At 39.0% G+C, this 25,602-nt stretch carries 23 protein-coding genes and 1 tRNA gene; 6 read left to right on the forward strand and 18 right to left on the reverse strand.

The features are described 5' to 3' along the window. Nucleotides 1–30 precede the first annotated feature (30 nt). A tRNA-Leu gene (locus ACKP2L_RS05480) sits at nucleotides 31–114 on the reverse strand. A 90-nt stretch (nucleotides 115–204) separates the two neighbouring features. Between ACKP2L_RS05480 and mscL the strand changes: the two genes are divergently transcribed. Continuing rightward, entirely contained in the window at nucleotides 205–570 is a 366-nt protein-coding gene (gene mscL / locus ACKP2L_RS05485; RefSeq protein WP_439424865.1) for a large conductance mechanosensitive channel protein MscL, read from the forward strand. 119 nt (nucleotides 571–689) lie between these two features. Next, entirely contained in the window at nucleotides 690–1,334 is a 645-nt protein-coding gene (locus tag ACKP2L_RS05490; RefSeq protein WP_439424866.1) for a deoxynucleoside kinase, read from the forward strand. 37 nt (nucleotides 1,335–1,371) lie between these two features. Here ACKP2L_RS05490 and ACKP2L_RS05495 read toward each other — a convergent pair whose 3' ends face one another. The 10 genes from ACKP2L_RS05495 to metK form a co-directional block, all read right to left on the reverse strand. Continuing rightward, nucleotides 1,372–2,205 (reverse strand): undecaprenyl-diphosphate phosphatase, encoded by an 834-nt coding sequence (locus ACKP2L_RS05495; protein WP_439424867.1) that lies wholly within the window; start codon nucleotides 2,203–2,205, stop codon nucleotides 1,372–1,374. A gap of 20 nt (nucleotides 2,206–2,225) precedes the next feature. After that, nucleotides 2,226–3,653, reverse strand: a complete 1,428-nt coding sequence (gene pepV / locus ACKP2L_RS05500; protein ID WP_439424868.1) for a dipeptidase PepV — start codon at nucleotides 3,651–3,653, stop codon at nucleotides 2,226–2,228. A gap of 1 nt (nucleotide 3,654) precedes the next feature. After that, nucleotides 3,655–5,337: a putative polysaccharide biosynthesis protein gene (locus tag ACKP2L_RS05505; RefSeq protein ID WP_439424869.1), complete on the reverse strand. Its 1,683-nt coding sequence runs from the start codon at nucleotides 5,335–5,337 to the stop codon at nucleotides 3,655–3,657. Between the two features lie 73 nt (nucleotides 5,338–5,410). Further along, a complete protein-coding gene (locus ACKP2L_RS05510) occupies nucleotides 5,411–6,331 on the reverse strand; it encodes an ABC transporter ATP-binding protein (protein WP_439424870.1) in 921 nt (306 codons plus the stop codon). Continuing rightward, on the reverse strand, nucleotides 6,328–7,392 hold the full coding sequence (locus ACKP2L_RS05515; RefSeq protein ID WP_439424871.1) for an ABC transporter ATP-binding protein: 1,065 nt from the start codon (nucleotides 7,390–7,392) through the stop codon (nucleotides 6,328–6,330). The genes ACKP2L_RS05510 and ACKP2L_RS05515 overlap by 4 nt, the downstream gene beginning before the upstream one ends. A 2-nt stretch (nucleotides 7,393–7,394) precedes the next feature. Next, nucleotides 7,395–8,402, reverse strand: a complete 1,008-nt coding sequence (locus tag ACKP2L_RS05520; RefSeq protein ID WP_439424872.1) for an ABC transporter permease — start codon at nucleotides 8,400–8,402, stop codon at nucleotides 7,395–7,397. A gap of 3 nt (nucleotides 8,403–8,405) precedes the next feature. Next, nucleotides 8,406–9,326, reverse strand: a complete 921-nt coding sequence (locus ACKP2L_RS05525; RefSeq protein WP_439424873.1) for an ABC transporter permease — start codon at nucleotides 9,324–9,326, stop codon at nucleotides 8,406–8,408. A 62-nt stretch (nucleotides 9,327–9,388) separates the two neighbouring features. After that, nucleotides 9,389–11,059 (reverse strand): peptide ABC transporter substrate-binding protein, encoded by a 1,671-nt coding sequence (locus ACKP2L_RS05530; RefSeq protein ID WP_439424874.1) that lies wholly within the window; start codon nucleotides 11,057–11,059, stop codon nucleotides 9,389–9,391. A gap of 523 nt (nucleotides 11,060–11,582) precedes the next feature. Next, entirely contained in the window at nucleotides 11,583–14,015 is a 2,433-nt protein-coding gene (gene leuS, locus ACKP2L_RS05535) for a leucine--tRNA ligase (protein ID WP_439424875.1), read from the reverse strand. Between the two features lie 243 nt (nucleotides 14,016–14,258). Beyond that, nucleotides 14,259–15,425 carry a methionine adenosyltransferase gene (gene metK, locus ACKP2L_RS05540; RefSeq protein ID WP_439424876.1) on the reverse strand — a complete coding sequence of 389 codons (1,167 nt, stop codon included), beginning with the start codon at nucleotides 15,423–15,425 and terminating at the stop codon, nucleotides 14,259–14,261. Between the two features lie 221 nt (nucleotides 15,426–15,646). On the opposite strand from metK, the gene ACKP2L_RS05545 reads away from it, so the two are divergent. Then, nucleotides 15,647–16,411 (forward strand): hypothetical protein, encoded by a 765-nt coding sequence (locus tag ACKP2L_RS05545; RefSeq protein ID WP_439424877.1) that lies wholly within the window; start codon nucleotides 15,647–15,649, stop codon nucleotides 16,409–16,411. Here the strand turns inward: ACKP2L_RS05545 and ACKP2L_RS05550 are convergent. Beyond that, entirely contained in the window at nucleotides 16,329–17,249 is a 921-nt protein-coding gene (locus tag ACKP2L_RS05550; protein ID WP_439424878.1) for a Cof-type HAD-IIB family hydrolase, read from the reverse strand. The two genes, ACKP2L_RS05545 and ACKP2L_RS05550, sit on opposite strands and share 83 nt — an antisense overlap. A gap of 122 nt (nucleotides 17,250–17,371) precedes the next feature. Between ACKP2L_RS05550 and ACKP2L_RS05555 the strand changes: the two genes are divergently transcribed. Further along, entirely contained in the window at nucleotides 17,372–18,301 is a 930-nt protein-coding gene (locus tag ACKP2L_RS05555) for an aldo/keto reductase (RefSeq protein ID WP_439424879.1), read from the forward strand. Between the two features lie 329 nt (nucleotides 18,302–18,630). Here ACKP2L_RS05555 and lrgB read toward each other — a convergent pair whose 3' ends face one another. The 5 genes from lrgB to ACKP2L_RS05580 form a co-directional block, all read right to left on the reverse strand. Next, nucleotides 18,631–19,368, reverse strand: coding sequence for an antiholin-like protein LrgB (gene lrgB, locus ACKP2L_RS05560; RefSeq protein WP_439426209.1), 738 nt, complete (start codon nucleotides 19,366–19,368; stop codon nucleotides 18,631–18,633). Nucleotides 19,369–19,394: 26 nt separating this feature from the next. After that, nucleotides 19,395–19,793 carry a CidA/LrgA family protein gene (locus ACKP2L_RS05565; RefSeq protein WP_439426210.1) on the reverse strand — a complete coding sequence of 133 codons (399 nt, stop codon included), beginning with the start codon at nucleotides 19,791–19,793 and terminating at the stop codon, nucleotides 19,395–19,397. Between the two features lie 224 nt (nucleotides 19,794–20,017). Then, complete coding sequence (locus tag ACKP2L_RS05570; protein ID WP_439424880.1) at nucleotides 20,018–20,749, reverse strand: LytTR family transcriptional regulator DNA-binding domain-containing protein; 732 nt, start codon at nucleotides 20,747–20,749, stop codon at nucleotides 20,018–20,020. Further along, nucleotides 20,746–22,482, reverse strand: coding sequence for a LytS/YhcK type 5TM receptor domain-containing protein (locus tag ACKP2L_RS05575; RefSeq protein WP_439424881.1), 1,737 nt, complete (start codon nucleotides 22,480–22,482; stop codon nucleotides 20,746–20,748). Before ACKP2L_RS05575 ends, ACKP2L_RS05570 begins: the two co-directional genes overlap by 4 nt. A gap of 275 nt (nucleotides 22,483–22,757) precedes the next feature. After that, on the reverse strand, nucleotides 22,758–23,651 hold the full coding sequence (locus ACKP2L_RS05580; protein ID WP_439424882.1) for a CorA family divalent cation transporter: 894 nt from the start codon (nucleotides 23,649–23,651) through the stop codon (nucleotides 22,758–22,760). Nucleotides 23,652–23,694: 43 nt separating this feature from the next. Here ACKP2L_RS05580 and ACKP2L_RS05585 point away from each other — a divergent pair, with 43 nt between their 5' ends. Both ACKP2L_RS05585 and ACKP2L_RS05590 read left to right on the forward strand, forming a co-directional pair. Continuing rightward, a complete protein-coding gene (locus tag ACKP2L_RS05585) occupies nucleotides 23,695–24,558 on the forward strand; it encodes a hypothetical protein (RefSeq protein ID WP_439424883.1) in 864 nt (287 codons plus the stop codon). A 274-nt stretch (nucleotides 24,559–24,832) separates the two neighbouring features. Further along, the gene (locus ACKP2L_RS05590; RefSeq protein ID WP_439424884.1) at nucleotides 24,833–25,222 is read left to right on the forward strand and encodes a hypothetical protein; all 390 of its coding nucleotides are present in this window, start codon (nucleotides 24,833–24,835) and stop codon (nucleotides 25,220–25,222) included. 2 nt (nucleotides 25,223–25,224) lie between these two features. Here ACKP2L_RS05590 and ACKP2L_RS05595 read toward each other — a convergent pair whose 3' ends face one another. Then, nucleotides 25,225–25,587: an acylphosphatase gene (locus tag ACKP2L_RS05595; RefSeq protein ID WP_439424885.1), complete on the reverse strand. Its 363-nt coding sequence runs from the start codon at nucleotides 25,585–25,587 to the stop codon at nucleotides 25,225–25,227. Nucleotides 25,588–25,602 lie beyond the last annotated feature (15 nt).

A 25,602-nucleotide genomic window follows, 5' to 3' on the forward strand; every position in this document is an offset into this window, starting at 1 on the left:
TAATTCCCAAAGACACCAATTCGCACTTAATGCCCTGAACAGGAGTCGAACCTGCACGAGATTGCTCTCACAGCGACCTGAACGCTGCGCGTCTGCCAATTCCGCCATCAGGGCTTTAAATAACCAACCAGTATATTATGCCAGAAATCAGACTATTTTTTCAATTTTTTTGTATAATTTTTTAAGTAAGGTGTAAGGGGAAATATGTTAAAAGAATTTAAAGAATTTTTGATGCGTGGAAATGCATTAGATCTTGCTATCGGTGTTGTGATGGGAGCTGCTTTCAGCAGTATCGTAAAATCTATCGTTACCAACCTGATCGGACCAATAATCAGTATTTTTACAGGCACAGTTGATTTGTCTGCCCTTCGTTTTAAGATTGGTTCAGCCGTTTTTAAATACGGATCAGTATTGAATGAAGTTATTAATTTTATCATTATCGGCTTTGTTATCTTCTTAATAGTAAAAGCGATAAATCGTATTTTTCATAAAAGCAAACCTGAAGCTAAACCAGATCCGACCATTGTTTTATTGACCGAAATACGCGATCAGTTAAAAAAAGAAAAATAATTATCAAAAAGCACTGATCGGTGCTTTTTTTATTTTTACAAAAAGATATTTTCCATTTAAATATCTTCTCTGAGATGATAACCTGAAATGGTCAATAAATTTATCGAAAGCGAGGAGATATGGTGATAATAACAGCTGGTATGATCGGGGTCGGAAAAACGACTCTCACAAAATTGATTTCGGAACATTTGGGGACCAAACCATTTTACGAACCCGTCACTGACAACCCAGTCCTACCCTTATATTATTCAAACCCAAAACAATACGGTTTTCTTTTGCAAATATACTTTCTCAATCGGCGCTTCAGTATGATCAAAAAAGCTCTTTCGGATGATAATAACGTTTTGGATCGTTCGATCTACGAAGACGCCCTTTTTACCGAACAAAATCACTTAGACGGCAATATCTCCGATCAAGAAATGGATGTTTACAATGAATTGATCAACAACATGATGTCAGAGCTTCAACAGCTTAGAAAAAAAGCTCCTGATTTGATGGTCTACTCCGATACAGACTTTGATACGATTTTATACCGTATCAAAAAAAGAGCTCGTCCCTACGAACAATTCGATTCAAATCCAGGATTAAAAGATTATTACTACAAAATGTGGTCAGCTTATAAAAAGTGGTATCAAGATTACGATAAATCGCCAAAAATGAAAATAGATCTGCAAAAGTACGATTTAGAAAATAAAGAAAACCAGAAAATAGTTTTAGAAATGATAGACGAAAAACTAAAGACGATCAGAAAAGTAAACGCATAAAAAAACAGCCCTCTCGGCTGTTTTTTAATTAGAGTAATTAAATAATGCCAATTGCTCCAAGTAAGATAACGATTACCCCCAAAATTATTCGATACCAGCCGAATGCTTTGAAGTCGTGAGTCTGAATAAATCTTAGCAGCCACTTAACAACAACGTAAGCAACTAAGAAAGAAACTACCAGACCAACTATCAAAACCACCAGCTGTTCTCCGCTGAAAAAACCATGTTTGAGAATATAAGAACCTATTTTCAAAACAGAAACACCCAGCATAGTCGGAATTGAAAGGAAGAAGGAAAATTCTGCCGCTGCTTGTCTGCTTATACCGATAGACAACGCACCAAGAATAGTAGCCCCTGAACGCGATGTCCCCGGAACGACACTCAGAACTTGGAAAAAACCAATTTTAATAACATCTGCTAAAGTTAAGTGATTGACACTTCTTACTCGAGGGCGCCGATTCTTCTGAAGATTTTCAATAACTATAAATGCGATTCCATAGACGATCAAAGCTACTGAAACGACTTGCCAATTCATCAGATGAGAATCCATCCAATCGTTTATCAAAAAGCCGATCACGACCGACGGAAGAACACCAACGATAACTTTCACCCAGGTAGCCCAAATAGTAAATCGCTGTTTTTCTGTTTTATCGTTTCCAAACGGCCACAAACGGCGCCAATAAAGCAATACGATCGCTATTATCGCACCTAGCTGGATAACATATTCAAAAGTGGTGGTAAACGCCTTATTTGAAGAAATTTTTACGAATTCGTCGATTATTATCAAATGACCAGTCGAAGAAATCGGCAAAAACTCAGTAACACCTTCTACGATCCCAAGAATGATCGCTTTTAAAATTCCAATTATCATTAGTCTCCCCTTGTTCTTTTTTAATCAAGATCAGCTAAACGATAGATCGCCTCAGCATAGATCGAAGTAGCTCGTTTCAAATCGTTTAAACTGATATGCTCATTGGCTTTATGCATAGTATCATCAGAATCCGGGAACAAAGCCCCATAGGCGACTCCTCTTTTCATCAGCCTGGCATAAGTACCGCCGCCGATGATCATTTGATGAGCTGGAAAACCAGTCTGATCATGATATACAGCCAAAAGATTTTTAACGATCGGATCATTTTGATCAACATAATGAGGCTCTTGTATAAAACCGACCGACTTGAATTCCCCTAAGTCTGTTTTCTTTATAGATTCATTCAATTGACTTAAAATTTGCTTGCCGTTAGTACTTTTTGGAAAACGAATATTAAGATTGATAAAACTATCTTCATTTTCAGCAAAAATCATGATCCCAGGATTCACCGAGAGATCTCCCATAAGTTCATCGTGAGAACTAACACCAATCTTAACGCCTTTATAATCTAAATGAGCCTTATCGGCGAGGTACTGAATAAAATCTTTAGCATTTAAAGCCAGCGGGACCCTCTTTAGGAAACTTGCCAAATAAGTACCGGCATTATGACCGCTTTCAGGAAAAGCTCCATGAGCTTGCAAACCACTCAAAACTAATCCTATTTGATCATCAGCAACGATCGCTTGACCAGAAAGAAACGGATATTCAGTTAAAAAACTTTCAAAGTCTTTTTTTAACTGATCGGCATTTTCAACGATCAGTTTTGCTGAGGCCTTGCCGGGAACCATATTAGTTCGTTGACCTGCTCTGAATGATAATAATCGTGCCGGACCTTCATTTTTTCCAATAAAGCGATCTTCGAATTGAGAGATCCCTTTCTCGCCGTTTATGATCGGAAATTCTGCATCGGGAGAAAATCCAAATAAAGGCGCAGGCTCGTGATCAAAGTAATAATTTACACAAGTCCAATCGTTTTCTTCATCAGTACCAACGATCAAACGAATGCGGTGCTTAAATTCAGTGCCCAATCCAACAACGATCTTTAAAGCATAATAAGCAGATAACAAAGGTCCCTTATCATCGGAACTGCCGCGGCCATATATATTACCGTTTTTTTGCGATGCCGAATAGGGATCGGTTTCCCATCCGTCGCCTGCAGGTACGACGTCTAAGTGGCCCAAAATAGCAACGTATTGATCATCAGCACCCTTAGGAACATATTCTATATAACCAACGATATTATTTAAATTGTGAAACTCAAATCCATCTCTTTCGGCAATTTTGCCAAAATGTAATAAGGCTGACTTAGGGCCGGGGCCAAGAGGCGAATCGTTCGCTGCCTGTTCATCATCTCTAAAAGACGGTATAGCGATCAACGACTTTAGATCATCTACAAGCTGTTTTTGACAGCTTTCGGATTTTTTTTGCCAATTAATTTCATTTCGCATATCAATTCTCTCCTTCTTTACGAAAACGTCGCGGAATAAAGCGCTTAACTAGATCATTGGCGACTTTCCACTTAAAAATCAGATAGATCCCTAAAGCGCCGCCGCCAGAAACAGATACTATAAGCACAAAAATTTGATAAAAACGCGACAATGGTACAAACATTTCCATAACCTGAACGATCAGCCAACTGAAAAGCATGACCAAAATCGATAATAAAAATATTTTTATCAAATCACTGCCAATATCAAAAATACCGATTTGATATCTTTTTTTGATAGCGTCCGATAAGTACCAGCTGCTAAATGCGAAACCTATAAAAGTACTGATCATGGCACCGCTGGACTGAAAAAGAAAAACAGCCGGTACCTGAAAAATAATTTTTAAAAACATGCCATAAAATAATGACCGCATTGCTGTTTGCGGATCACCAAGACCTTGTATAACGAAAGAAAGGACGCTGAAAGATCCATAAAATATCGAAACGATCGCGCTGATCTGCAAAAGCTGTACGCCGGTTGCCAAACTCGGATCGGTATTGCCATAAAAAACCATGTAAATGGGCAAAGCAACAGCATAAAGACCAAAAGCTGTCACGATCATCGAAAGTAAAAATAAACGATAAACATTAGCGATCTGTTTTTTTATGCTTGCGTGATCGTGATTGGCAAAAGCCGAAGAGAGCATCGGCAGACTGGTCGCTGCGATCGAACTAGCGATCGGAACGATGATCATAACGAGTTTGTTAGCATTCGCATTGAAGCGGGAAAATTGAACGATCAATTGATTATCGGTAAAATCAGTAAAATGATTCATGATCGGAAAAAAGGTGTATTGATCGATCCATTGATAAAAAGTAACAGCTGAAGCTACGATGATAAAAGGAACAGCTTGTTTGAATATCCCTAATATCAAATCACGAACATCGACTTTCCGTGCAGAGGCAGCTGATTGTTTTTTTGCTTCCTTAACGAATCTTTTCCGTGACGATGAGTATGAATAGATCAAGTAAAACAAACCCGCTAAAGCACCTATAAAAGCCGCAAAAGTAGATTGAACGACCGCACCCTGCCAATTATCAGGATCGCTTCTCAAAACAAGCCAGGTTCCAATCAATAGATAGAAGATCCTGACGATCTGTTCAACGATTTGACTAACGGCCGATTGTTTCATCATTTGGTTGCCCTGAAAAAAACCGCGCAGCATCGACAAAATGGGGAAAACAAAAACCGCCGGTGTAAGCGACCAAAGTACAGGCACTAATGAATGATGGCCGGCTGCCAAAAGCGGTGAAAAAATAAATAAAACGATCGCCGAAAGCAAACCGGTCACAAACCCTATACGGATACCTTCCCATAGCAATCGCAAGGATATCCGTCCCTGATTTATCGCATTATAATGGGCAACTAAGTTGCTGATCGCTGTCGGTATACCAGCAGTAGCGATCATTAAAAACATTGCGTAGATGGTATAGCCCATATTAAAAAGGCCATTGGCTTGAATGGAATAACGGCCAATGATTATCGTCCACGGAATGATATATAAAGCACCAAGAATGCGTGAAAAAAGATTGCCAAAAGTCAGCCAAGCCGATCCATTGACTAATTGTTGTTCGTCATTAGAAGAATCGATCTTGGCTTCCCTCTTGGCAAAGTCTTCATCATTAAAATTTGTATTTCGATTCAAAAATTGTTGACCCTTTTTTTCCAAAATAAAGAACAGTTAATATTTTACTAAATTATGACAATAAAAAAAGCAGTTATCGCGATTTATAGCTTGCTGCTTCTTCATCGGTACTCAAAACAAAATGTCCAGGTTTGATTTCATGCATAGTACGTTTTTTGCCGTCATTCTCGATCGATGGATCATAATTGATCGGTTGGCGTTTCAATTCGATTTCAGGATCAGGGATCGGGATAGCACTTAAAAGACTTTTAGTATATGGATGGATGGGATCAGCGTAAACATCATCGGAATTACCGATTTCTAATATTTTGCCCCAATGCATGACTCCGATCCGATCAGAAATATATTTGACCATCGAAAGATCATGTGCGATAAACAAATAAGTAAGTCCTTCTTTTCGCTGCAAATCCTTAAGAAGATTAACCACTTGGGCTTGGATCGAAACGTCTAGAGCAGATATCGGTTCGTCGGCAATAATGAATTTCGGCCGCACTGCCAAAGCTCTCGCGATTCCGATCCGCTGACGCTGGCCGCCGGAAAATTCATATGGATAACGTTCAGCATGATCCGAATTAAGACCGACCAATTCCAAAAGATCCTTTACTCTTTGGTCACGGTCATCCTTATCTTTGGTTAAATTATGAACATCGAGTCCTTCGGCAATGATATCCTTAACTTTCATTCGGCCATTCAAGCTGGCTTGCGGGTCCTGAAAAATCATTTGAGCGTCCTTGCGAAAACTCTTGAAGTCCCCTCTTTTCAATTTCAGCAGATCATGCCCTTCAAAATTGATCTGGCCCGATTGCGGTCGATAAAGTCCTAAAATAGTCCGGCCGATGGTTGTTTTCCCGGACCCGGATTCACCGACCAGACCAAACACTTCACCTTTATAAATATCAAAACTAACATTATTGATAGCTTTAACTTCGTTTGCTCTGCCAGGGTTAAAAGATAAATTAAGATTTTTTATTTCCAATATTTTTTCTTCTGTCATTTATCCTCTCCCTTTTTTTGTGCAGAAATTTCCTGCCATTTTTGCCAACGTTTTAAAATGGCCGGCGGCGGCGTTACTTTAGGTGCACGCTTATCTAAAAGCCAAGTAGCCGCATAGTGAGTAGAGCTCAAAGAAAAGTACGGGGGCTCTTGTTCGTAATCAATGGCCAAAGCATATTTATTTCTAGGCGCAAATGGATCGCCCTTGGGCGGGTTCAAAAGATCAGGAGGAGTTCCGGGTATCGAATCCAAGTGGTCGCTTTTAATATCGGTCGTCGGCATAGAGTCTAACAATCCCCAAGTGTAAGGATGCTGAGGATTATAGAAAATTTCATCAGTCGTACCATACTCAACTATTTTTCCGGCATACATAACAGCGATTTTATCGGCCATTCCGGCAACGACACCGAGATCATGTGTAATAAAAATGATCGAAGAAGAAATTTGCGTTTGAATATTTTTCATTAAATGAAGGATCTGAGCTTGAATAGTTACATCCAAAGCTGTTGTCGGTTCGTCGGCGATCAAAATATCAGGATTACCAGCTAAAGCGATCGCGATCACAGCACGCTGCCGCATCCCCCCTGACCATTGGTGCGGATAATCATCAAAATGCTCCTCAGCGTCGGGAATACCGACTTGTTTCATCAAATTCAAAGCCTTGCTGGCAGCAGCTTTTTCTTCGATCTCGTCATCGTGGATCAAAATAACTTCCATGATCTGACGACCGATCTTCATCGTTGGATCAAGGCTGGTCATTGGATCTTGAAAAATCATTGCGATCTTATCGCCGCGAAGTTCATAAAATTCTTCGTCATTAAATTTAAGAAGGTCTTTGCCTTTATAAAAAATCTTTCCTTGTGAAATGATTTCATTTTCTGCATTAAGACCCATCAAAGTATGAGTAGTAACAGATTTACCAGAGCCGGATTCACCGACTATCGCTAATGTTTCGCCTTGGTCAAGGTCAAAAGATACATCGCGGATAGCTTTAACTACTCCGGCATAAGTATGAAATTCAACTGATAGATTTTTAACTTGTAAAATTGGTTTTTCTGCCATTTTTAATCCTCACTGCTCCTCGGATCGAATGCATCGCGCAAACCATCGCCAAAAAGATAAAAGGCAAGAGAGATCAGTACCAATACTGTTCCCGGAATCATGACCAAGTAAGGATAGTATTGAATCTGATCGCGAGCATCATTTATCATCGATCCCAATGAAGAAGTCGGCGGCTGAACACCAAGACCCAAGGCCGATAAAATAGCCTCTGACGCGATCGCTTGCGGGATGGTCATCATCAATTGCACGATTATCGTTGAGCTGACATTTGGGATGATATGTTTCAAAGCTATTCTGACCGGGTTTTCACCAAGGACTATCGCTGCTAAAACATAATCTTGCTCTTTTATAGACAAGGTTTGTGCTCTAACTTGACGAGCCATATTGACCCAGCCTGTCAGAATCAAGGATATGATAACCGACCAAATACCTGCACCTAATAATAAAGTAAATAAAGTTACTATAACGATGAAAGGAACCGAACTCAGAATTTCGATAAAACGTTGCAGGATCAAATCGATCCAGCCGCCCTTCCAAGCCGAAAAGACACCATAGGCAACACCGATAACAAGATCAGCAAGCGAGGCAACTAACGCAATAGTCAACGATATCCGCAGACCAACGATCACTCTTTTCCCGACTGATCGGCCTGTCTGGTCAGTTCCCAATAAGAAATTTTGTCCACTGGGAACATTTTGTTCTTCATAAGGATCCTGGCCGGCGTGTCTACCCTGCCAACCAGGTATCGGCAAACCGGATTTAGGCGGTAGATTACGGTAAGTCGATATCCTGTTTGGATCAAACCTGTTAGCCTGCTGCTGGCTTAGGATAGGCGTCATGATAATAGTAAATAAAGATACGAGTATCAAAAACCACATCGAAACGACTGCGACTTTATTTTTCTTCAATCGACGCCAAGCGTCCTGCCAAAAAGTTAATGATGGTTTTGCTATTTTTTCGCTGTCAGCAGACGAACGAATGCCAACAACTTCAAATTCTTTATCTGCCATTCTTTATCTGCCCCCTAAACGAATTCTCGGATCAACTATAGCTGTTGCGATATCACCGATCAAAATCATTACTTGCAGTAAAACGGTGTAAACGATAGTTGTCCCCATGATGACCGGAAAATCTTTTGATGAAATAGAACCGACAAATTGATTTCCGATACCAGGGATCGAGAAAATCGACTCTATCAAAGCAGAACCGGTCAATAACTGAGCCGCTAGCGGACCGATCAAAGTTAACACCGGAATCAAAGAATTTCTAATGGCATGACGAAGAACTGCTTCATTTTCCGTAAGTCCCTTAGCATAGGCTAACTGGATCTGATCGCTGCTCAAAGTCTCAATGGTTTGCGATCTCGTAAAACGAGCAACGTAAGCAATAACACCAGCACCCAAGGCAAGGGTCGGCAGGACACTGGATATCCATGAATCCCAACCAGTTATTGGAAAGATCGGAATATAGATCGCAAAGAATATCATCAATAACATTGCCAGCATGAAATCAGGCAGTGCCGTAAAAAACAAAGTAACAACGCTTAAATCATAATCGATCCAACGATTTTTGTGCATCGCCTGAATAGTTCCGATATATATTCCCAAAGGAAGACCGATTATAAGAGCCTGAGCCCCCAATTGCATGGAAACCGGCAATCTTTGTCCGATCATCAAACTAACGTTTTGACCGGTATTGACGTAGGATGTACCAAAATTAAATTCAGCAGCATTTACGATATAGTGAACGAATCTTCCCCAAAGCGGCTGGTCCAAACCATATTGCCTGGATAATTGAGCGATTTGTGCAGCTGATAATTTGGGATTATTAAAGGGAGAACCCGGCATCCATTGCATCATAACGAAAGTCATCGCAGCGACGATAAAAATCGTTAATATCATGATGGCGATTCTTTTTAAAATATATCTTGCCATTTTTAAACCTTTCGAATTATGTAGGCAAGGTCTTTAGGGACCTTGCAAACAGATCAACAATTTTATCTTGTCTTATGAGCATTCCAGTAATAGTATGGAGCGCCTGAAGAGAAGTATTCAACACCATGAACACGCGGATTAGACAGTACTGGTGAGTTCATCCAGTCGATTGGATTAACAGCAGCCTGCTGGAAGAGAATCTGTTCAGAACGAATTTCGTTTGAAATACGCTGCCTATCGTTCAAGGCATAACGTACTGAAGCATTCTGAATAGTTTGATCATATTCACGGTTGCTCCAGCTGCCATCATTGTTAGGACCATTAGTAACAAACATATTGAGGAAAGTCTGCGGTTCAGCATAATCAGCTCCCCAAGCTGTCAGCAAAACGTCAAAATTGTGGTTTATGGCATCCTGCAAACGCTGCCTGAACGGAACGAATTTTTCATGGACAGTCAATCCCGGAAGCTGCTGCCAAGTTTGCTGGATGGCATCTAAAGTCGGCTTAGTCGTAGCAGATTCAGAAGAAGCTTCAACAGTCAAAGTCAAATTACGGATACCGACTTCACGCATTCCTTGTTCAAATAAGCGACGAGCACGAGAAATGTTGTAGCGATAATCTGTGGAAGATGCGGCTGCTTTAGAAAAGTCTCTGCCTGTTTGGGTACGGGCCAAACCAGCTGGGGTGATGCCTGTCGGTACTGTATAAAGACCTTGAGAAATAGCCTGTGAAACTCCAGCCCGATCAGTCGCCAAATTCAAGGCTTGACGAATATGCAAATTATTCAAGGCTCTGATCCTGCCGGTTTGGTTATATTCGATATAATCGGTTCTTGCTTGATTGTAGATATGAAGATTACGCGCATTACGGTAACGTCTTATCTGCTCAGGAGTGTTCAAGGTGACCTGATCAAGACGGCCGCGGTTGAACAAAGCGAGACTGGCAGTCGTATCAGTTACGACACGGAAATTAACGCCATCATTACGAACTTTGCTTGCGTTCCAATAGTGACGGTTCGGTACAAGCCGGAAACGATTGTTTGAACCATTCCAGCCGACAAAACGATAAGGTCCGCTATAGACTTGACGAGCAGAGTTGGTACCGGTTCTTTTACCCAAGCGAGAAACAAAATGCTGATCCTGGGCAAAGAATACTGGAAAGGCCATCAAGTTTTCAAATTGAGGCATCGGGTGTTCCAAATGAACGACGACAGTATTGCGATCGGGAGCAGAGATACCCAAAGAATTCAAATTTTTATTTCTGCCGGAATTAATAGCATCCGCGTTACGGATACCAGAATAGATATATGCATATTGACTAGCAGTCTTTGGATCGACCGTTCTTCTCCACCCATATACAAAGTCAGAAGCCGTTAAACGATCGCCGTTCGACCATCGAAGGTTCGGCCGCAAATGGAAAGTCCAAGTCATTCCATCTCTTGAATGGGACCAGCTGCGTGCTAATCCGGCAGAAGGAGTGCCATCGGCTTTACGGGACAATAATCCTTGCTGAACGTTTCCTGCGATCTGAAAGGCATATTGATCAGTCATTTGCGAAAGATCTTGAGTCGTCATTGGCGTGGGAAGATATTCGTTTAAAACATTCGTACTATTACCGCGATTTCCGTTTATCGCGGCCGAAACACCAGCGATCGCTCCAACGACTACTACCACAGCGACAACACCGATACCCACCTTTCTGCCAGTGGACATTTTTCTTCTTTTTCTAGCCATTAAATATTTTCCTCCCAAAACCTCTTTTAAAAATAAAATTGAAAATCCAAATATTCCAACAGCTCTTTATCAAAGCTGGTCTATACGAATATTTTTATTATCAAGCCGAAGCTCTTTTTCATAATCAGAACAGTCGTTAAACAAAACCGATCACCGATTATGTAGGGAAAACAAAAAGTTTTCCATCGCTCGTTTAGGATCTGGTGAGCACGCCTTTGGAGTGATCCGAATACAAAAAGCCTTTACCGAAAAGCCTTTTGATAAATAATAAGTCTTCTGAAATAAAAAATAAAATATTTTAACCAAAGCCGAAAAATAATATCAAATTAATCAAACTTCCAATTTTTCCTCTCACACGAATCAATAATTAAGTTGCATCATTATATGCGCAAAAAAAGTTAAAAATCTAGTTACTTGTAAATTTTCCTAACATTTAGTCACTAAAAAATCCGAATAAAAAACCAGCAAAATAGCTATTTACTGGTTTTTTTGAAAGATTATTACAATTTGTTTACATAAAAGATCATTTGACAACGATATTGATGATCCGCTTTGGAATAGCGATCACTTTCACGATCTTTTTATCATGCGTTAATTCTTTGATACGATCATTTTCTAAAGCAGCTTTTGAAAGATCGGCAGCAGTGATATCAGAAGCAACTTCGATATGAGACCTGACTTTTCCATTGATCTGGATAGCCATATCAAGATTATCTTCAGCGATCTTATTTGGATCATATTTTGGCCACGAAGCATACGCGATCGTTTCTTTATGACCAAGCCTTTGCCACAATTCCTCTGTGATATGAGGAGCAACTGGATTAAGCAGCTGCAAGAAAGCCGACATGTAATCTTTTGGAAGCTTCTCAACTTTGTTAGCCTCATTAATGAAAACCATTAACTGAGATATTGCAGTATTGAAATGCATATTACTATAGTCTTCAGTTACCTTTTTGACCGTTTGGTTAAATATCTTATCCAATTTATGATCATTTTCATCAACTATTGCCGGATCAAGCGCACCATCATCATCAACGAATAATCTCCACACACGATCTAAATACCTGCGAATACCCGCTAAACTATCAGTATTCCATGGCTTTGCTTGAGTCAAAGGACCCATGAACATTTCATAAGCCCGCAAAGTATCAGCACCATATTTCCCGACTATGTCATCCGGATTAACAACGTTGCCTTTGGATTTTGACATTTTCTCATGATTTTCGCCAAGGATCATGCCTTGATTGACCAATTTATGGAACGGCTCGCTAGTTGGAACTACCCCAATATCGTATAGGAATTTATTCCAAAAACGAGCATACAGCAAATGGAGGACAGCATGCTCAGCTCCGCCAACATAAAGATCGACATTCATCCAATACTTTAATTTTTTAGGATCAGCTAACATTTTGTCATTTTTAGGATCTATATAACGCAAAAAATACCATGAAGATCCAGCCCATTGCGGCATCGTATTAGTTTCTCTGCGTCCTTTGACACCATCTTCTCGAACGACATTCAGCCAATCCGGATCGTTGGCTAATGGCGATTCGCCGCTTCCTGATGGTTTTAATTGTTCTTTGGTCAAGTGCGGCAGACGAAGCGGCAATTCATTTTCTGGGACCAGGGTTTGAGTGCCGTCTTCCCAATGAATAATTGGAATAGGTTCGCCCCAATAACGCTGGCGAGAAAAGATCCAGTCGCGAAGCTTGTAGTTGACTTGCTTATGACCGAAATTATTTTTAACCAACCAATCGATCATTTTATCGATCGCGCTCTGCTTATCCAAACCATTCAAAAAACCCGAATTGATATGCAGACCATCCCCTGTATATGCTTCCTTGCTTAAATCGCCGCCTTCGATGACCGGCTTGATCGGCAGATCGAATTTGCGGGCAAATTCGTAATCACGATCATCATGTGCTGGCACAGCCATGATCGCACCGGTCCCATAACTAGCCAAAACGTAATCGGCTATCCAAATAGGCAATTTTTCGCCGTTAACCGGATTAACAGCATAAGCACCTGTGAAAACACCGGTTTTTTCCTTGTTCAAATCAGTCCTTTCAAGATCTGATTTGCTTGCGATCTTCGCTTTATAAGCCGCAACAGCTTCTTTTTGTCCATCAGCAGTTATTTTATCTACCAATTCATGCTCAGGTGAAAGGACCATATACGAAGCTCCAAAAAGAGTATCAGGCCGAGTCGTGTAGACTTCGATCTTTGTATCTTCGTCATTAGCCAAAGAAAAAAATACAGATGCACCAACAGATTTGCCGATCCAATTTCGCTGCTGCTCTTTGATAGATTCAGGCCAATCAAGATCATCAAGATCATTTAAAAGTCTCTCAGCATATTTAGTTATTCTCAGGACCCATTGCCGCATCGGAACACGGTAGACTGGATAACCGCCGCGTTCTGTTTTGCCATCGATAACTTCTTCGTTAGCAACAACGATGCCTCCGCCTGGAAAATCCGGTGCCCAATTGACCATTATCTTGTCTTCGTAAGCAAGACCTTTTTTGTAAAGCTGTTCAAAGATCCACTGAGTCCACTTATAATATTCCGGATCAGTGGTATTGATTTCTCGATCCCAATCATAAGAAAAGCCCAATGATTTGATCTGCTTTTTAAAGTGCTTGATATTTTCGTTAGTGAAATCAGCTGGATTATGACCCGTTTTTATCGCGTATTGCTCTGCTGGAAGACCAAAAGCATCCCAACCCATAGGCTGGAGAACGTTATAGCCTTGCATTCTTTTAAACCGGGCCATGATATCCGTAGCTGTATAAGATTCCGGATGACCAACGTGCAGACCCTGCCCTGACGGATAGGGAAACATATTCATCACAAAATACTTTTTTTTGCCAGAATCTTCGCTTTCGGCCGCAAAAGTTTTGTGCTCATCCCAATAATCCTGCCATTTCTTTTCGATTTGACTGTGATCGTAGCTCATATTTTCCTTACCTTATCCCCTTCTTTTAGTGATTCTTTAGTAAATAAAAAACCGCCTGTAAAAATAAACAGGACGGTTTCACCGCGGTACCACCTGAATTCGCTTGCGCGCACTCATTATATTATTATTGAATATCTGATAAACATTGATCGAGTTCGAGATTCATTTATATAGTCTTGCAGCCGCCGACTACTCTCTGAATAAAAATCATCTCTAATACTATCAATTGACACCAATTATAACTTAATCATTAAAAAATGACTTTATTTTTTCGACCTGGTCTAATTTTTCCCACGGAAGATCAAGATCAGAGCGACCAAAATGACCAAAAGTTGCCGTTTGCAAATAAATCGGGCGCTGAAGATCAAGCTGGTTGATGATAGAAAGCGGTCTGAAGTCGAATATCTGGTCGACTGCTTGATAGATTTTATCAAGTTCAACTTTTTCAGTGCCGAAAGAATCGATATAGATCGAGACCGGTTTAGAAACTCCAATAGCGTAACCAACTTGGATCTCTACTTTGTCAAGCAATCCAGCGGCAACCAAATTTTTAGCAACATACCTGGCATAATAAGCACCAGAACGGTCGACCTTGGTCGCATCTTTACCTGAAAAAGCACCGCCGCCATGATGAGCAGCACCACCGTAAGTATCAACGATGATCTTCCTTCCGGTCAATCCTGAATCAGCTTGAGGTCCTCCTAGGGACCAAAGACCAGCCGGATTGATGTAAAACTTCGTATTTTCATCAACCAAATTAGTTGGTAATGTTGGTGCAATGATATCTTCACTGATCCTTGCACGAAGGTCTTCTAATTCCAGACCTTCTATATGTTGAGCTGATAGCACGACTGAAGAGATCCTTTTAGCTTTTCCGTCATCATCATATTCAATACTTACTTCACTTTTGCCGTCCGGACGCAAATAACTGGATGATCCAGCTTCATCTCTAACAGTTTTCAGTCTTTTGACCAAAGCATGCGACAATTGAAGAGCCAGCGGAATATAATCGCTGGTCTCATTATCAGCGTATCCGTAAACTATGCCTTGATCGCCGGCACCAAGCTGATCGGGATCATCTTCAGCATTATTAACGGCCGAAGCTATCTCAGCTGATTGCTCAACGATCTTATTGGAAACGTTCACCGAATTATAAGTGAAGCCAAGATTTGGATCGACATAGCCGATATTTTTGATCGTATCGGTCGCGATCTGACGCACGTTGACATAGGCACTAGTCGATAATTCCCCAAAAATAGTAACATCCCCGGTAGATACAGTCACTTCAATGGCACTGTGAGCCTTGGGATCCTGTTTTAAAACTTCATCCAAAATAGCATCTGCAATCTGATCAGCGACCTTGTCAGGGTGCCCAGCAGCGACAGATTCACTAGTAAAAATCTTTGTCATATCATTAAATCTCTTTCTAACAAAAACAGACCGTAGAGTCTGTCGACCCTATCGATTACCACTTTGGCACCTTGCACACGCAGGTTGCCGACAGGTCATAAGGTGGTATCCCTCGCTGTACTCTAAATAGGTTTACTGTAATTGCTAGTTAAAAGTTTAACTGATTTCATCTATAATTGCTAATTAATGGATGATTTTTCACAAGGGAGCTTTAAATCAAAATGAAACAAGCAGCAGAAAAAAGACTTGGTCGTCCTCTTAAAAACAAAGATAAAAAACTGCCCTTTTCAATAGCGGCGATGATGATCACAGCACTTTCTTTGACACTAGCGATATATCTTTTTTCAAATGATCTGCCTAAAAGTATTCAAAACACTTCCCAACAAAGTTCATCTAATGACCTTCTAAGCTACTTCATGTTCAGCAACATGATAGCTTTTTATTTGTCCTTTACCAGATTGAAATTTTCGCAAGTAAAAATAATCATAAATCTGTTGTCTTTTTTTATTTTATTTCTGCTTCAAAGAAATCTTCAGCCGGAAACAACTGCTTTGCTGGCATTGATAAATATACTCATTTTCATGATGTCTTTTGAAATATTTTACTTGCGTTCTTTTTTTGGATCGATCGCTTTTTCCTTTCTGCTTTCAGTTTGTTTCCCGACTGCTTTTTATTTACTAGATAATCAATATTTGACCATAAATTTCTTAAGGTCGCTGCTACCGCTTTTTGCCGTCTGTCTTTTTTTTATGGTACCGATCTTTGTCCCGACTGGAAAAGCGGAAAGCCTTCTCGGATTTTTATTCGGCTGTGTCCTGATTTTTGTATTGATCTATACCAAGGGACTCAGCTTGACGAATTTTTTGAATATCGCCCTGATCATAATAAACTGGGTAGTCTTCATCAATTTGCGTCTGCGTCAGAGATTCCATCTGCCGATCTTTTCTCTGATGATGCTTTTTTCAGTAATCCTTTTGGTCCTTTGACCTTAAATTCCATCGGATCCTGGCCGGCCAGCAGCCTATCGATCATATCTAAAACACCTTCGTTGTTATTATCTTTGACAGTGTGAAAAAAGATATCTCTTTTCATAAAATCATCAGCGTTTTTCATCACGAAACCATATTTATACTTCTTAAGCATTTCGAGATCGTTTTCATTGTCACCGAAAACAGCCACTTGATCATCATCGACCTGCCATTTGTTCTGCAAAAACTCAAGACCCTTGGCCTTATTGATCCCTGCGGCCAAAACATCAACATTGCCAAAACCGGATCCAGTCGAATGGACTTCGCTGCCGAATACTTTTCTCAATCTTTTTACTTGCTTGGCAACATCGGTATTTTTCCAAATAAAGGTCACTTCCAAGATCTGATCTTTGATATTTGCAAATTTTTCTACTTGGGTGACATGGTGATACCATTCAGAAATTATTTCGATAGACTTTTCACTCGCGTGATTTGAAACATATGAATGATAAAGTCCTGTCAATATAACTAAATTATTTTCCGAAGAAGGATTTTCAGCGTTCCAGGTTATGACCTTATTAAGCTGTTCCTTAGACAAAAATGCAGCGTGTACCAAATGATCTCCTTCATAGATAGCTGCGCCATTGGAAGCGACATAGCTTATCTGATGGCCTTTTTTTAAGATAGGTTCGAACATACTTTTTAAATGAACGAATTTATTACCAGAAGCAGCTACGAAATGGATCCCCCGTTTATTCATTTCATCCAGCTGTGAAGAAAAACGTTCGATATCATAGTGCTTATTATCATCAAGAAAGGTCCCGTCCATATCGCTTGCAATTATCTTTAGATCCATTTTCCCTCCTTAAGACAGTAAAATCTTGTCCAATTTTAACATAGGCAGAAAATAAGATTAGAAAATGACTTGCATGCTGTTTTATAATAAGCGTTGTACTTATAAAAGATAAGGAGAAAAATATGCCAGAAAAAGTTACGATCGGAAAAAGCGATGTTACCACTTTAAAACTAGGCCTTGGTACTAACAAAGTCGGCGGCCACAACCTTTTTCCTGATCTTGATGATGATCAAGGAAAAGAGATCGTTAGAAAAGCGATCGACTCAGGTATCCAGCTTTTAGATACAGCCTTTGCCTACGGGCTTGGACGTTCTGAAGAATTGATCGGTCAGGTAGTAAAAGAATATGACCGCTCAAAAGTTGTGATCGCTACAAAAGCTGCACAAGATCCAAAAAATGATTATAAAAATAATAATGACCCTGCTTTTCTCAAACAGGCAGTTGATGATGCGTTGAAACGTCTGCAGACAGATTATATAGACATTTTCTACATTCACTTCCCCGACGACCAAACGCCTAAAGATGAAGCTGTTGCTGCATTAGCTGATGAAAAAAAGGCTGGTAAGATCCGTGCGATCGGTGTTTCGAATTTCACTTTAGACCAAATCAAAGAAGCCAATAAAGATGGTTTGGTAGATATCGTTGAAAATAACTATAATTTAGTCCATCGAGACGAAGAAAAGGATGTATTTCCGTACCTTAAGGAAAATAACATTTCATTCGTGCCTTTCTTCCCACTGGCTTCCGGTCTTTTGACTGGCAAATATAAGGTTGGTGATCTTAAAAACTTTGCCAACGCCGGCCGTTTCCAGAATTTTACCTCTGAACAATTTGACCAGATCGTTAAGAATTTGGAAAAAGTTGCTGAAATCGCTAAAAGATACGACGCTACAGTCGCTCAAACGATAATCGCTTGGTATATCAAGAATCCAGCGATCAGCGTTGTTATTCCAGGTGCTCATCGGCCGGAACAAGTAGCAAGCAATGCAAAGTCGCTTGATATTGATTTAACTGATGACGAATTCAAACAGATCGATCAGCTTCTCAGATAAATAAATTTGAAACCATCTCTTAAAGAGGTGGTTTTTATGTACAAAAAAACAGCCCTTAAGCCGTCGTTTCTTTTTTATCGGAAATTACTAACTACTACAACTACACAGTGCGAACTCCTTGTCCTCAAAAGCGATTAGCTTTATCAATTAGCTCGTTCAACACTCATACGCTGCTTAAAAGGGCTGCCATCGGATTATCAGCCGTTAAAGATCTTCTTAAACGAAGATCCCAAGCAAATCTTTCATCGCTTTCTGCTCTAATCCTTAACTAAAGTATAACAGCTTATCCTTAATAAAGAAAGCGCTTTCTAAAATAATTTTCTAATTAATTACAGAAAAATATTTGAAAAGATCGGCACGACAAGATCTGCAACGATCCCAATGATAACAACGGCGATCGCCGCCATCGAACCCTGTGCAGAACCTAATTCAAGTGCATATGCAGAACCGATCGTATGTCCGGCGGTCCCTAATCCCAGACCGGTTCCGATCGGATCGGAATTAAGTCTGAAAGTCTTGACTAAAATATCGCCTAAGGCAAAAATGATGACTGCATTTAAGATACATGCCATCGCAGTAATGGCAGAATTTCCGCCGATCGCTGTTGACAAAGGTAATGCAATAGCTGTTGTTGCTTCTTGCGGCAGCATCGATGCTATTCCGGCGCGATCAAGACCGAATAACCTTGAAACCCAAAGGATGACAAACATCGATACAAACAAGCCGATCACTAATGAAAGCAATATTTCAAGCCAGAATTTTTTTACGATGTCGTTTCGCTTGTATAAAGGAACAGCAAAGGCGATCGTCGCTGGATTCAAAAACCAAAAAATAATGTTTCCACCTGGCTGATAAGCCATCGTATAAAAACGGGCGGTCGTCATATTAAACATTTTGGCTAAAATCGCCAAAACGACGACACCCAGTACCATGGCAACGAACAGCGGCTGGAAGAGGAAAAATTTATGAGAAATCTTAAATAACCATTGACCCAACAGGTAAAGTGCTATTGAAATAAATATTCCAAAAAACGGGGTCGCGAAATATGCTAACGGTGCTTTAGGCATCAGGGCTAAACTAAACAAAGAAATACTCATTTGCCGGCCTCCTTAGTTAAAGAATCTATTTTGTTGTCTCCTTTGAACAAATGAACTCTGATCCACATGAATAAACGAGTAGTATAAGCAATAACAACAAGCAAAATGATCGTTGAAAGAATGATAACAACGATCAGCTGCCACCCTTCTTGGCGCAAAATACCAAGTGTTCCTGCTAATTGGATACCTGAAGGTACGAACAAAAATCCGATCAAGCTGATCATAATTCCACCAAACCCTTCGACCCATTCGACCTTAATGATATGAAAGGTTAAAAGCAAATACAGCAAAGCCAATCCAATGACCGGTGTTGGGATCGGAAAACGAGGGAAAGTCAACGCCATCCATTCTGATATGAGCCAAGAAACAAACAGCACAGCTGCATAAATACCCATCTGTATCAAAATAGGCGCTGGTTCAGCAGTTTTTTTCTGACTATTCGCTTTGCTTCTTTCATTTTTATTTATCACGATTTTACCTCCTGAACAGAACGGAACATTTCTGTTTGTGAATAAATTAATTATATTATCCACGGAAATAAAAAAAGCTCCTTTATCCTTAAAAGGAGCTAAATAGATCTCAAGATGCCCTAGGCACCGGTTGAAAAACCTTATTATATTTATATCTTTAAGACCTGCTTAACTGATTTTATAAAAGAACGGCTTATGGGAACTTCTTGGCCATTAGATAAATAGATCCTGTATGTATGATTGAACCAAGGTTCGATTTCGACGATGTCTTCTATATTGATAACGATATTTCGATGGATCTGAAGAAACTTGCCGCTATCAAGTCTGCTGATCAGCCAGCTCAAAGTCTGCTTGCTTTTGTATTTCCTATAACGACTGATTATAGATAATTCGCCATTATCAACGCTGGCGTAAATAATATCATCTTCTTTTAAAACGATCGTTTTATCATCGTTGGTTATAGAAATAATATTATTAGCAGTCTTTGCGGCGCTAACATTTTTGCTCTGATTCTTTTTATTTAATAAAAGGTCCCTTGCTTTATTCAGAGATTGATCGATCCTTTTCTGTTCGAAAGGTTTTAAAACATAATCAATAGCATTAATATCGAAGGCTTTAGCAGCGTAACTATCAAAAGCGGTCGCAAAAATAACCAAGGGAGGATTTTTTATTTTCTTGATTTCATCTGCTAATTGAAAACCATTTTCATCATTTAGCGAAATATCGATAAAAATCACATCAAAATGATTTTTAAGCAGTTTAGCGGCAGCTTGATCGATAGACTCAGCTTGATCGATAACAGAAACTAATGAATTATTTTTTAATAAATAAGAAAGTTCCGATCGGGCTAACGGCTCATCATCAACTATTAATATTTTCATGATACCTCCTTTTTTGGGATCGAAATATTGATACAAGTGCCCTCTTTGCCGCTTTTAAAATGAAGCGCGGAGCCGCTGCCATAAAGACCGAAGAGCCTTTGATTCAAATTCTCTAAAGCGGTCCCGCTTCCCTTAGTTGCCAGAATCGTTTCCTTGCCAAGTTTTGGTATCAATGACGGTTTTATCCCGATTCCGTTATCGCTGACTAATATCTTTATAAAACCATCTTCCTCATCAATAGAAATTTTTATTTTGTTGCCCTTTTTCCTGCCTACAAAAGCATGTTTGATCGCATTTTCAACTAAAACTTGAATCGTAAAGGGCGGAAGTAAGATAAATTGACTGCATTTAACATCAAAATCGATCAAAAACCTTCCCGGAAAACGTGTTTGTTCTAGCGACAAATAAGCTTGAAGATGGTCAAATTCCTGCTGTAAAGTTATCTCAGTCTCTCGCATCCCCTGAAGATTCGTTCGAAAATACTTGCTTAATTCTAAGAGCAATTGATGCGCTTTTTCATTATTAGTGCGCATCAAAGCAGATATCGTATTGATCGCATTAAAGAAAAAGTGCGGGTTGACCTGTGCCTGCAGCGATTTTATTTTGGCATCTTTTGCTAATTTGCTTTGTTCCTCAGCCATTCCTAAAGCAAGCTGGCTGGAAAAAATTGCCGCAAGTCCAGACGCAAGCTGTTCTTCAACAGAAGTCAGATCATGCTGGTCTTTAAAATACATCTTCAAGGTTCCGAGTATTTTGCCTCCTACCGTTAGCGGTATAACGATCGCAGCAGATAACGGGCAGCCTTTGACTGGACAACCGATTTCTTCTTTACTGTGAGCCAACTCCATTTTACCAGTAGACAAAACACGCTTTGAAAGCTTGGTCACGATCGGGCGATCGGATCGATGATGGTCGGCTCCTAAACCGACGTGAGCTAAAACATTTTCCTTATCAGTTATGCCGATGGCATCAAAGTTAGTGTTGTGCTCAATTATTTCCGCGGCCTTTTTAGCTGATTTAGGATTTAAACCGGCGCTGAAAAAAGGAAGCGTTTTATTTGCCAAAAATAAAATATCGTGAGTTTGCAGGGCTTTCAGTTGATCTTGTTGATGCAAATAAGCCTTTATGATCGAAATAAAGATCCAAGTGCCAAAACTATTCAAAAGCGTCATCGGGAAAAAGATCAAGCTGACTAAACGTGGTCCAGAAGGGCTGAAAAGAAAAATAAACAGCATTTGGATCATTTCCATACAAACACCGGTCAAAAAAGATGGGCCGGCCCCAGGGAGGATTTTTTTGTGCGAATAAAAACGGCCGATCGTTCCTGATAAAAATCCGATCACAAACGAACTGGGAACATAAAAAATGTCCGAGCCGCTCCCTTGGAAAACACGATGGATACCAGCGATCAAACCGACTGCCGATCCAACCAGAGGTCCTCCGCAAAGACCAGCTACCGTGATCGCCAAAGTCCGTGTATTGGCAATAGAATCATGTATCGATATTTCAGTTAAAAAGGTCGTGGGCAAAAGATTATTGTGACCATTTATTTCGATTCCGGTAAAATTAGATACTAAAGCAAAAACAGAAAAAACAGCTATCAAAATAAGCTTAGTTTTAAATCTTTCGGTATCAGATAATAGCCGTCTAAAAAAAGGAACATTTACCAACAAGAAAGCTAAGATAAATATCGTACCGACCCTTTGTGCTAGCAATAAGAATAAAGTAAACATGATTAAAAAAATGTCTAGAAAAATTATAGACCAATCCTGTTATTTTGTTTTTAATTTAATCTTGCTCTGATAATGTTTAATTGTAGTTGGTTGGATTATTTTTAAGGAGCAAAAAAATGTCGTCAAAAAATAAGCAAGTAGCCTCCGCAAAAGCAATCATTGATAGAGTTAAAGCTAAGCAAGATGAAAAAAAGAAAAAAATAAGGGCAGCTGAAACTAAAAATTAATCTCGATCCTTTGTTTTTTTGGGAACTGAATAAAAAATATAACTAAGATCAAAGCGAGTGATGGTGGTGAAGATAGATCAAAAGAAGCAGCATCAAAAGTAAAGTTATGATCAAAGAAATAAACCAAGATAGTTCATTTTCTGCAAAAGGAAGATGCATATTCATGCCGTAAAAACCGCTGACTATCGGCGGGATAGCTAACAGTAAAGACCAAATGGTTAAAAATCGCATGATCGAATTTAAATTATTGTTGATCAGCCGATCATAAGTGTCGCTCAATTGCTGAACACTTTGAGATATCGACTCAAAGATCCTGGTCAATTGTCGATCGATCAAATTAATTCGATGAAAATAAGTTAAATAGTCTTTTTTTATTTCTATTCGATTATCTTTAAATTCATCATCAATTCGAGAAAAAAGTTCAGAATTCTCACTTATCGAAGGCCGCAAATAAACTATTTGGCGGTTTAAGATCGTTAAACGATCAAAGGTCTGGCTGCTTTTGCGTGCATCGAGACTTATCTGAATTTTTTCGGCCCTAACACCAAGATCAGAAATACGATCTAAATAATATTCGAAAGTGAAGATAATAAAATCCAATAAAAGTTCGTTAACATCATGAATATTTTCGTCTTCTTGTTTTAAAAAGATATCAAGAAAAGAATTATTAGTATCGCAGAAAAAAATGATCGTATCTTCTTTGATGACAACGGAAACGATTTTTGGACGTACTTGTTTTTTAGGCAAAAACCAAAAAGTAACAAACAAATCACCTTGCTCAGAACTTTCAAGCCGAGCCGGACCGTTTTTATCCATGATATATTCAGCAAACAAACTCGGCAATGAATATTTTTCAACCAATTTATTTTTATCAAGTGATGAAAAGTCTTTAATAATGATGATTTTAAGATTTTTAAATTGTTTTTTCTGTTCTTCTATCAAAGGCCGCTCGCAAAAAAAAATTAACAAAATGTAAAATGGAGACATGATACCTGATCAGCACAAACAGCGGCTAAAAAAAATTATAGATCCCATTAAAAATCATTGGCAATTGATCTTAACTATTATTGCTGTCTTCATAATCGGTGTGTATTTCTCGATCTTAACCTTAAGAGTCCTTAATTGGCTCGTTATTTTAGCGATCAATAATTTACAGACTCTTTTATTAATAATAACTTTAATTATCATTATTTGGATGGCTTTAACAAGTTCGAAGAAAAGCGACCGAAGATTAGAGATTCAATTAAAAACGATCAAAGATAGTTTTCATACAAGCCAATTAGCAAAAGCTAGACCATTATTTTCAATAGGCAGCGGCAATGACAATAAAAAGATCGCACACGATATCATCACCGATAAAGGGACTTTTGCTGGCAAAGAAAATAAGCAGATTTATTGGTATGACCAAGATGATTCGCCGCTTCTGCGATTTAAGGCGACCGTTCTTTTTAAACAGGAAAAAAGTGATGACCTGAAGCTTTCTTTCGTGAATGAAGATAAATTTTCTTGGCCAAAAGATATATTGACTTTTCCCGGTTATATAAAAAATAAAAAAGATGAAACTGGTGATAAAAAAAATTATGAAGCCTGCTTTGTCGTAATAACAGCGACCAACGCAAACAATGAAAAAATTTTTTATTTGAAATATTTGACCCTTTCACAAAAAGAGCTTTATCTATACGAAAATGAAGACGGCCTTTTCCCCTCCCAGCCTTATGTAAAGACCTTTAAAGAATTTGTTTTATCAAACGACAGCGACGATCCTATGTTAGACGATTATTTAAAATTGTTCGATCGCAGTGGAAATTTGAAAAAAGACGTAAAAATAACAGAAATAAAAAATAACTGAGGATTTTAATTGTGTAAGCCCTTTCTTTTTTCAATAAAATATGCTATCATTTATTTAGGATCAAAAGGGATCGCAGTTGACAGCAGTCAAAACATCTGTTTAGAGAACAAATAGATGAGGATCTCAAATGATCCGGACAGTTCCGTTTAGTTGTTTATATGATTTGGCAAAATTGCTATTGATCAATCAACAACCTGTTTGGTTTTGGCAATGGCCATTATCAAACAAACGGGGCTGTTTTTTTATGCCAAAATATAACGCAAAGGATCATTAAATGTATAAAAACGACACAGCCTTCAAGACACTGGTGCTATTTTTAAAAATAATCATGGCTGCTGGCAGTTTTGTTCTATCAGCGAGCCTGATAAACACAGCATTAACAAACAGATCAATGATCGCTTCGGACGATAACTTGATGAAAATATCTATTTACGCTGCCCTCTTGACCGGGTCATTGAATCTGCTGCAAGCTGTTTGTTTATTTTTAGATTTATCTTCGATCCTTAAAAAAGTATATTTTGCCAGTGTGATTTTAAGTAATTTACTACTCATTTTCATAGCCTATATTTGGCTTGCAACGTATTCATATTTGATGTTCGGCATCGGTTTAGGAATATTTAATATCTTATTGATCTCGACCGGGTTAAAAAAAGAAACAAAATAACATCAGATGATTTTAAAATTTTTCTCATCAAAAATTAATTTGATTTTTTTATCTTTTAAATCAGTTATTCTAATAAAGCCATTTCCTGACTTCATTAGATAAATTATGTAATCAAGGTCTTCTTTTGGACCTTGTATTTCCGCTTGAACATCCCCGTTTGAAAGATTTTTCACCCAACCGGTCAATCCGCGGCGTTCGGCAAGAGTTTTTAAGGTTATACGAAAACCAACGCCTTGTACCTGACCAGAAAAAATATATTGATGACGCTCTTTCTCGGAACTGCTGTTATCAATTTTTTTGGGATGTTCAAATTCTTTTTCAAGCGGACCTTTTTCACTTTTTCTTCTATTAAAAAAATTAAACAAATCGACCCTCTTTTT

The sequence above is a fragment of the Oenococcus alcoholitolerans genome, from assembly GCF_051852995.1.
Taxonomy (GTDB): domain Bacteria; phylum Bacillota; class Bacilli; order Lactobacillales; family Lactobacillaceae; genus Oenococcus; species Oenococcus alcoholitolerans.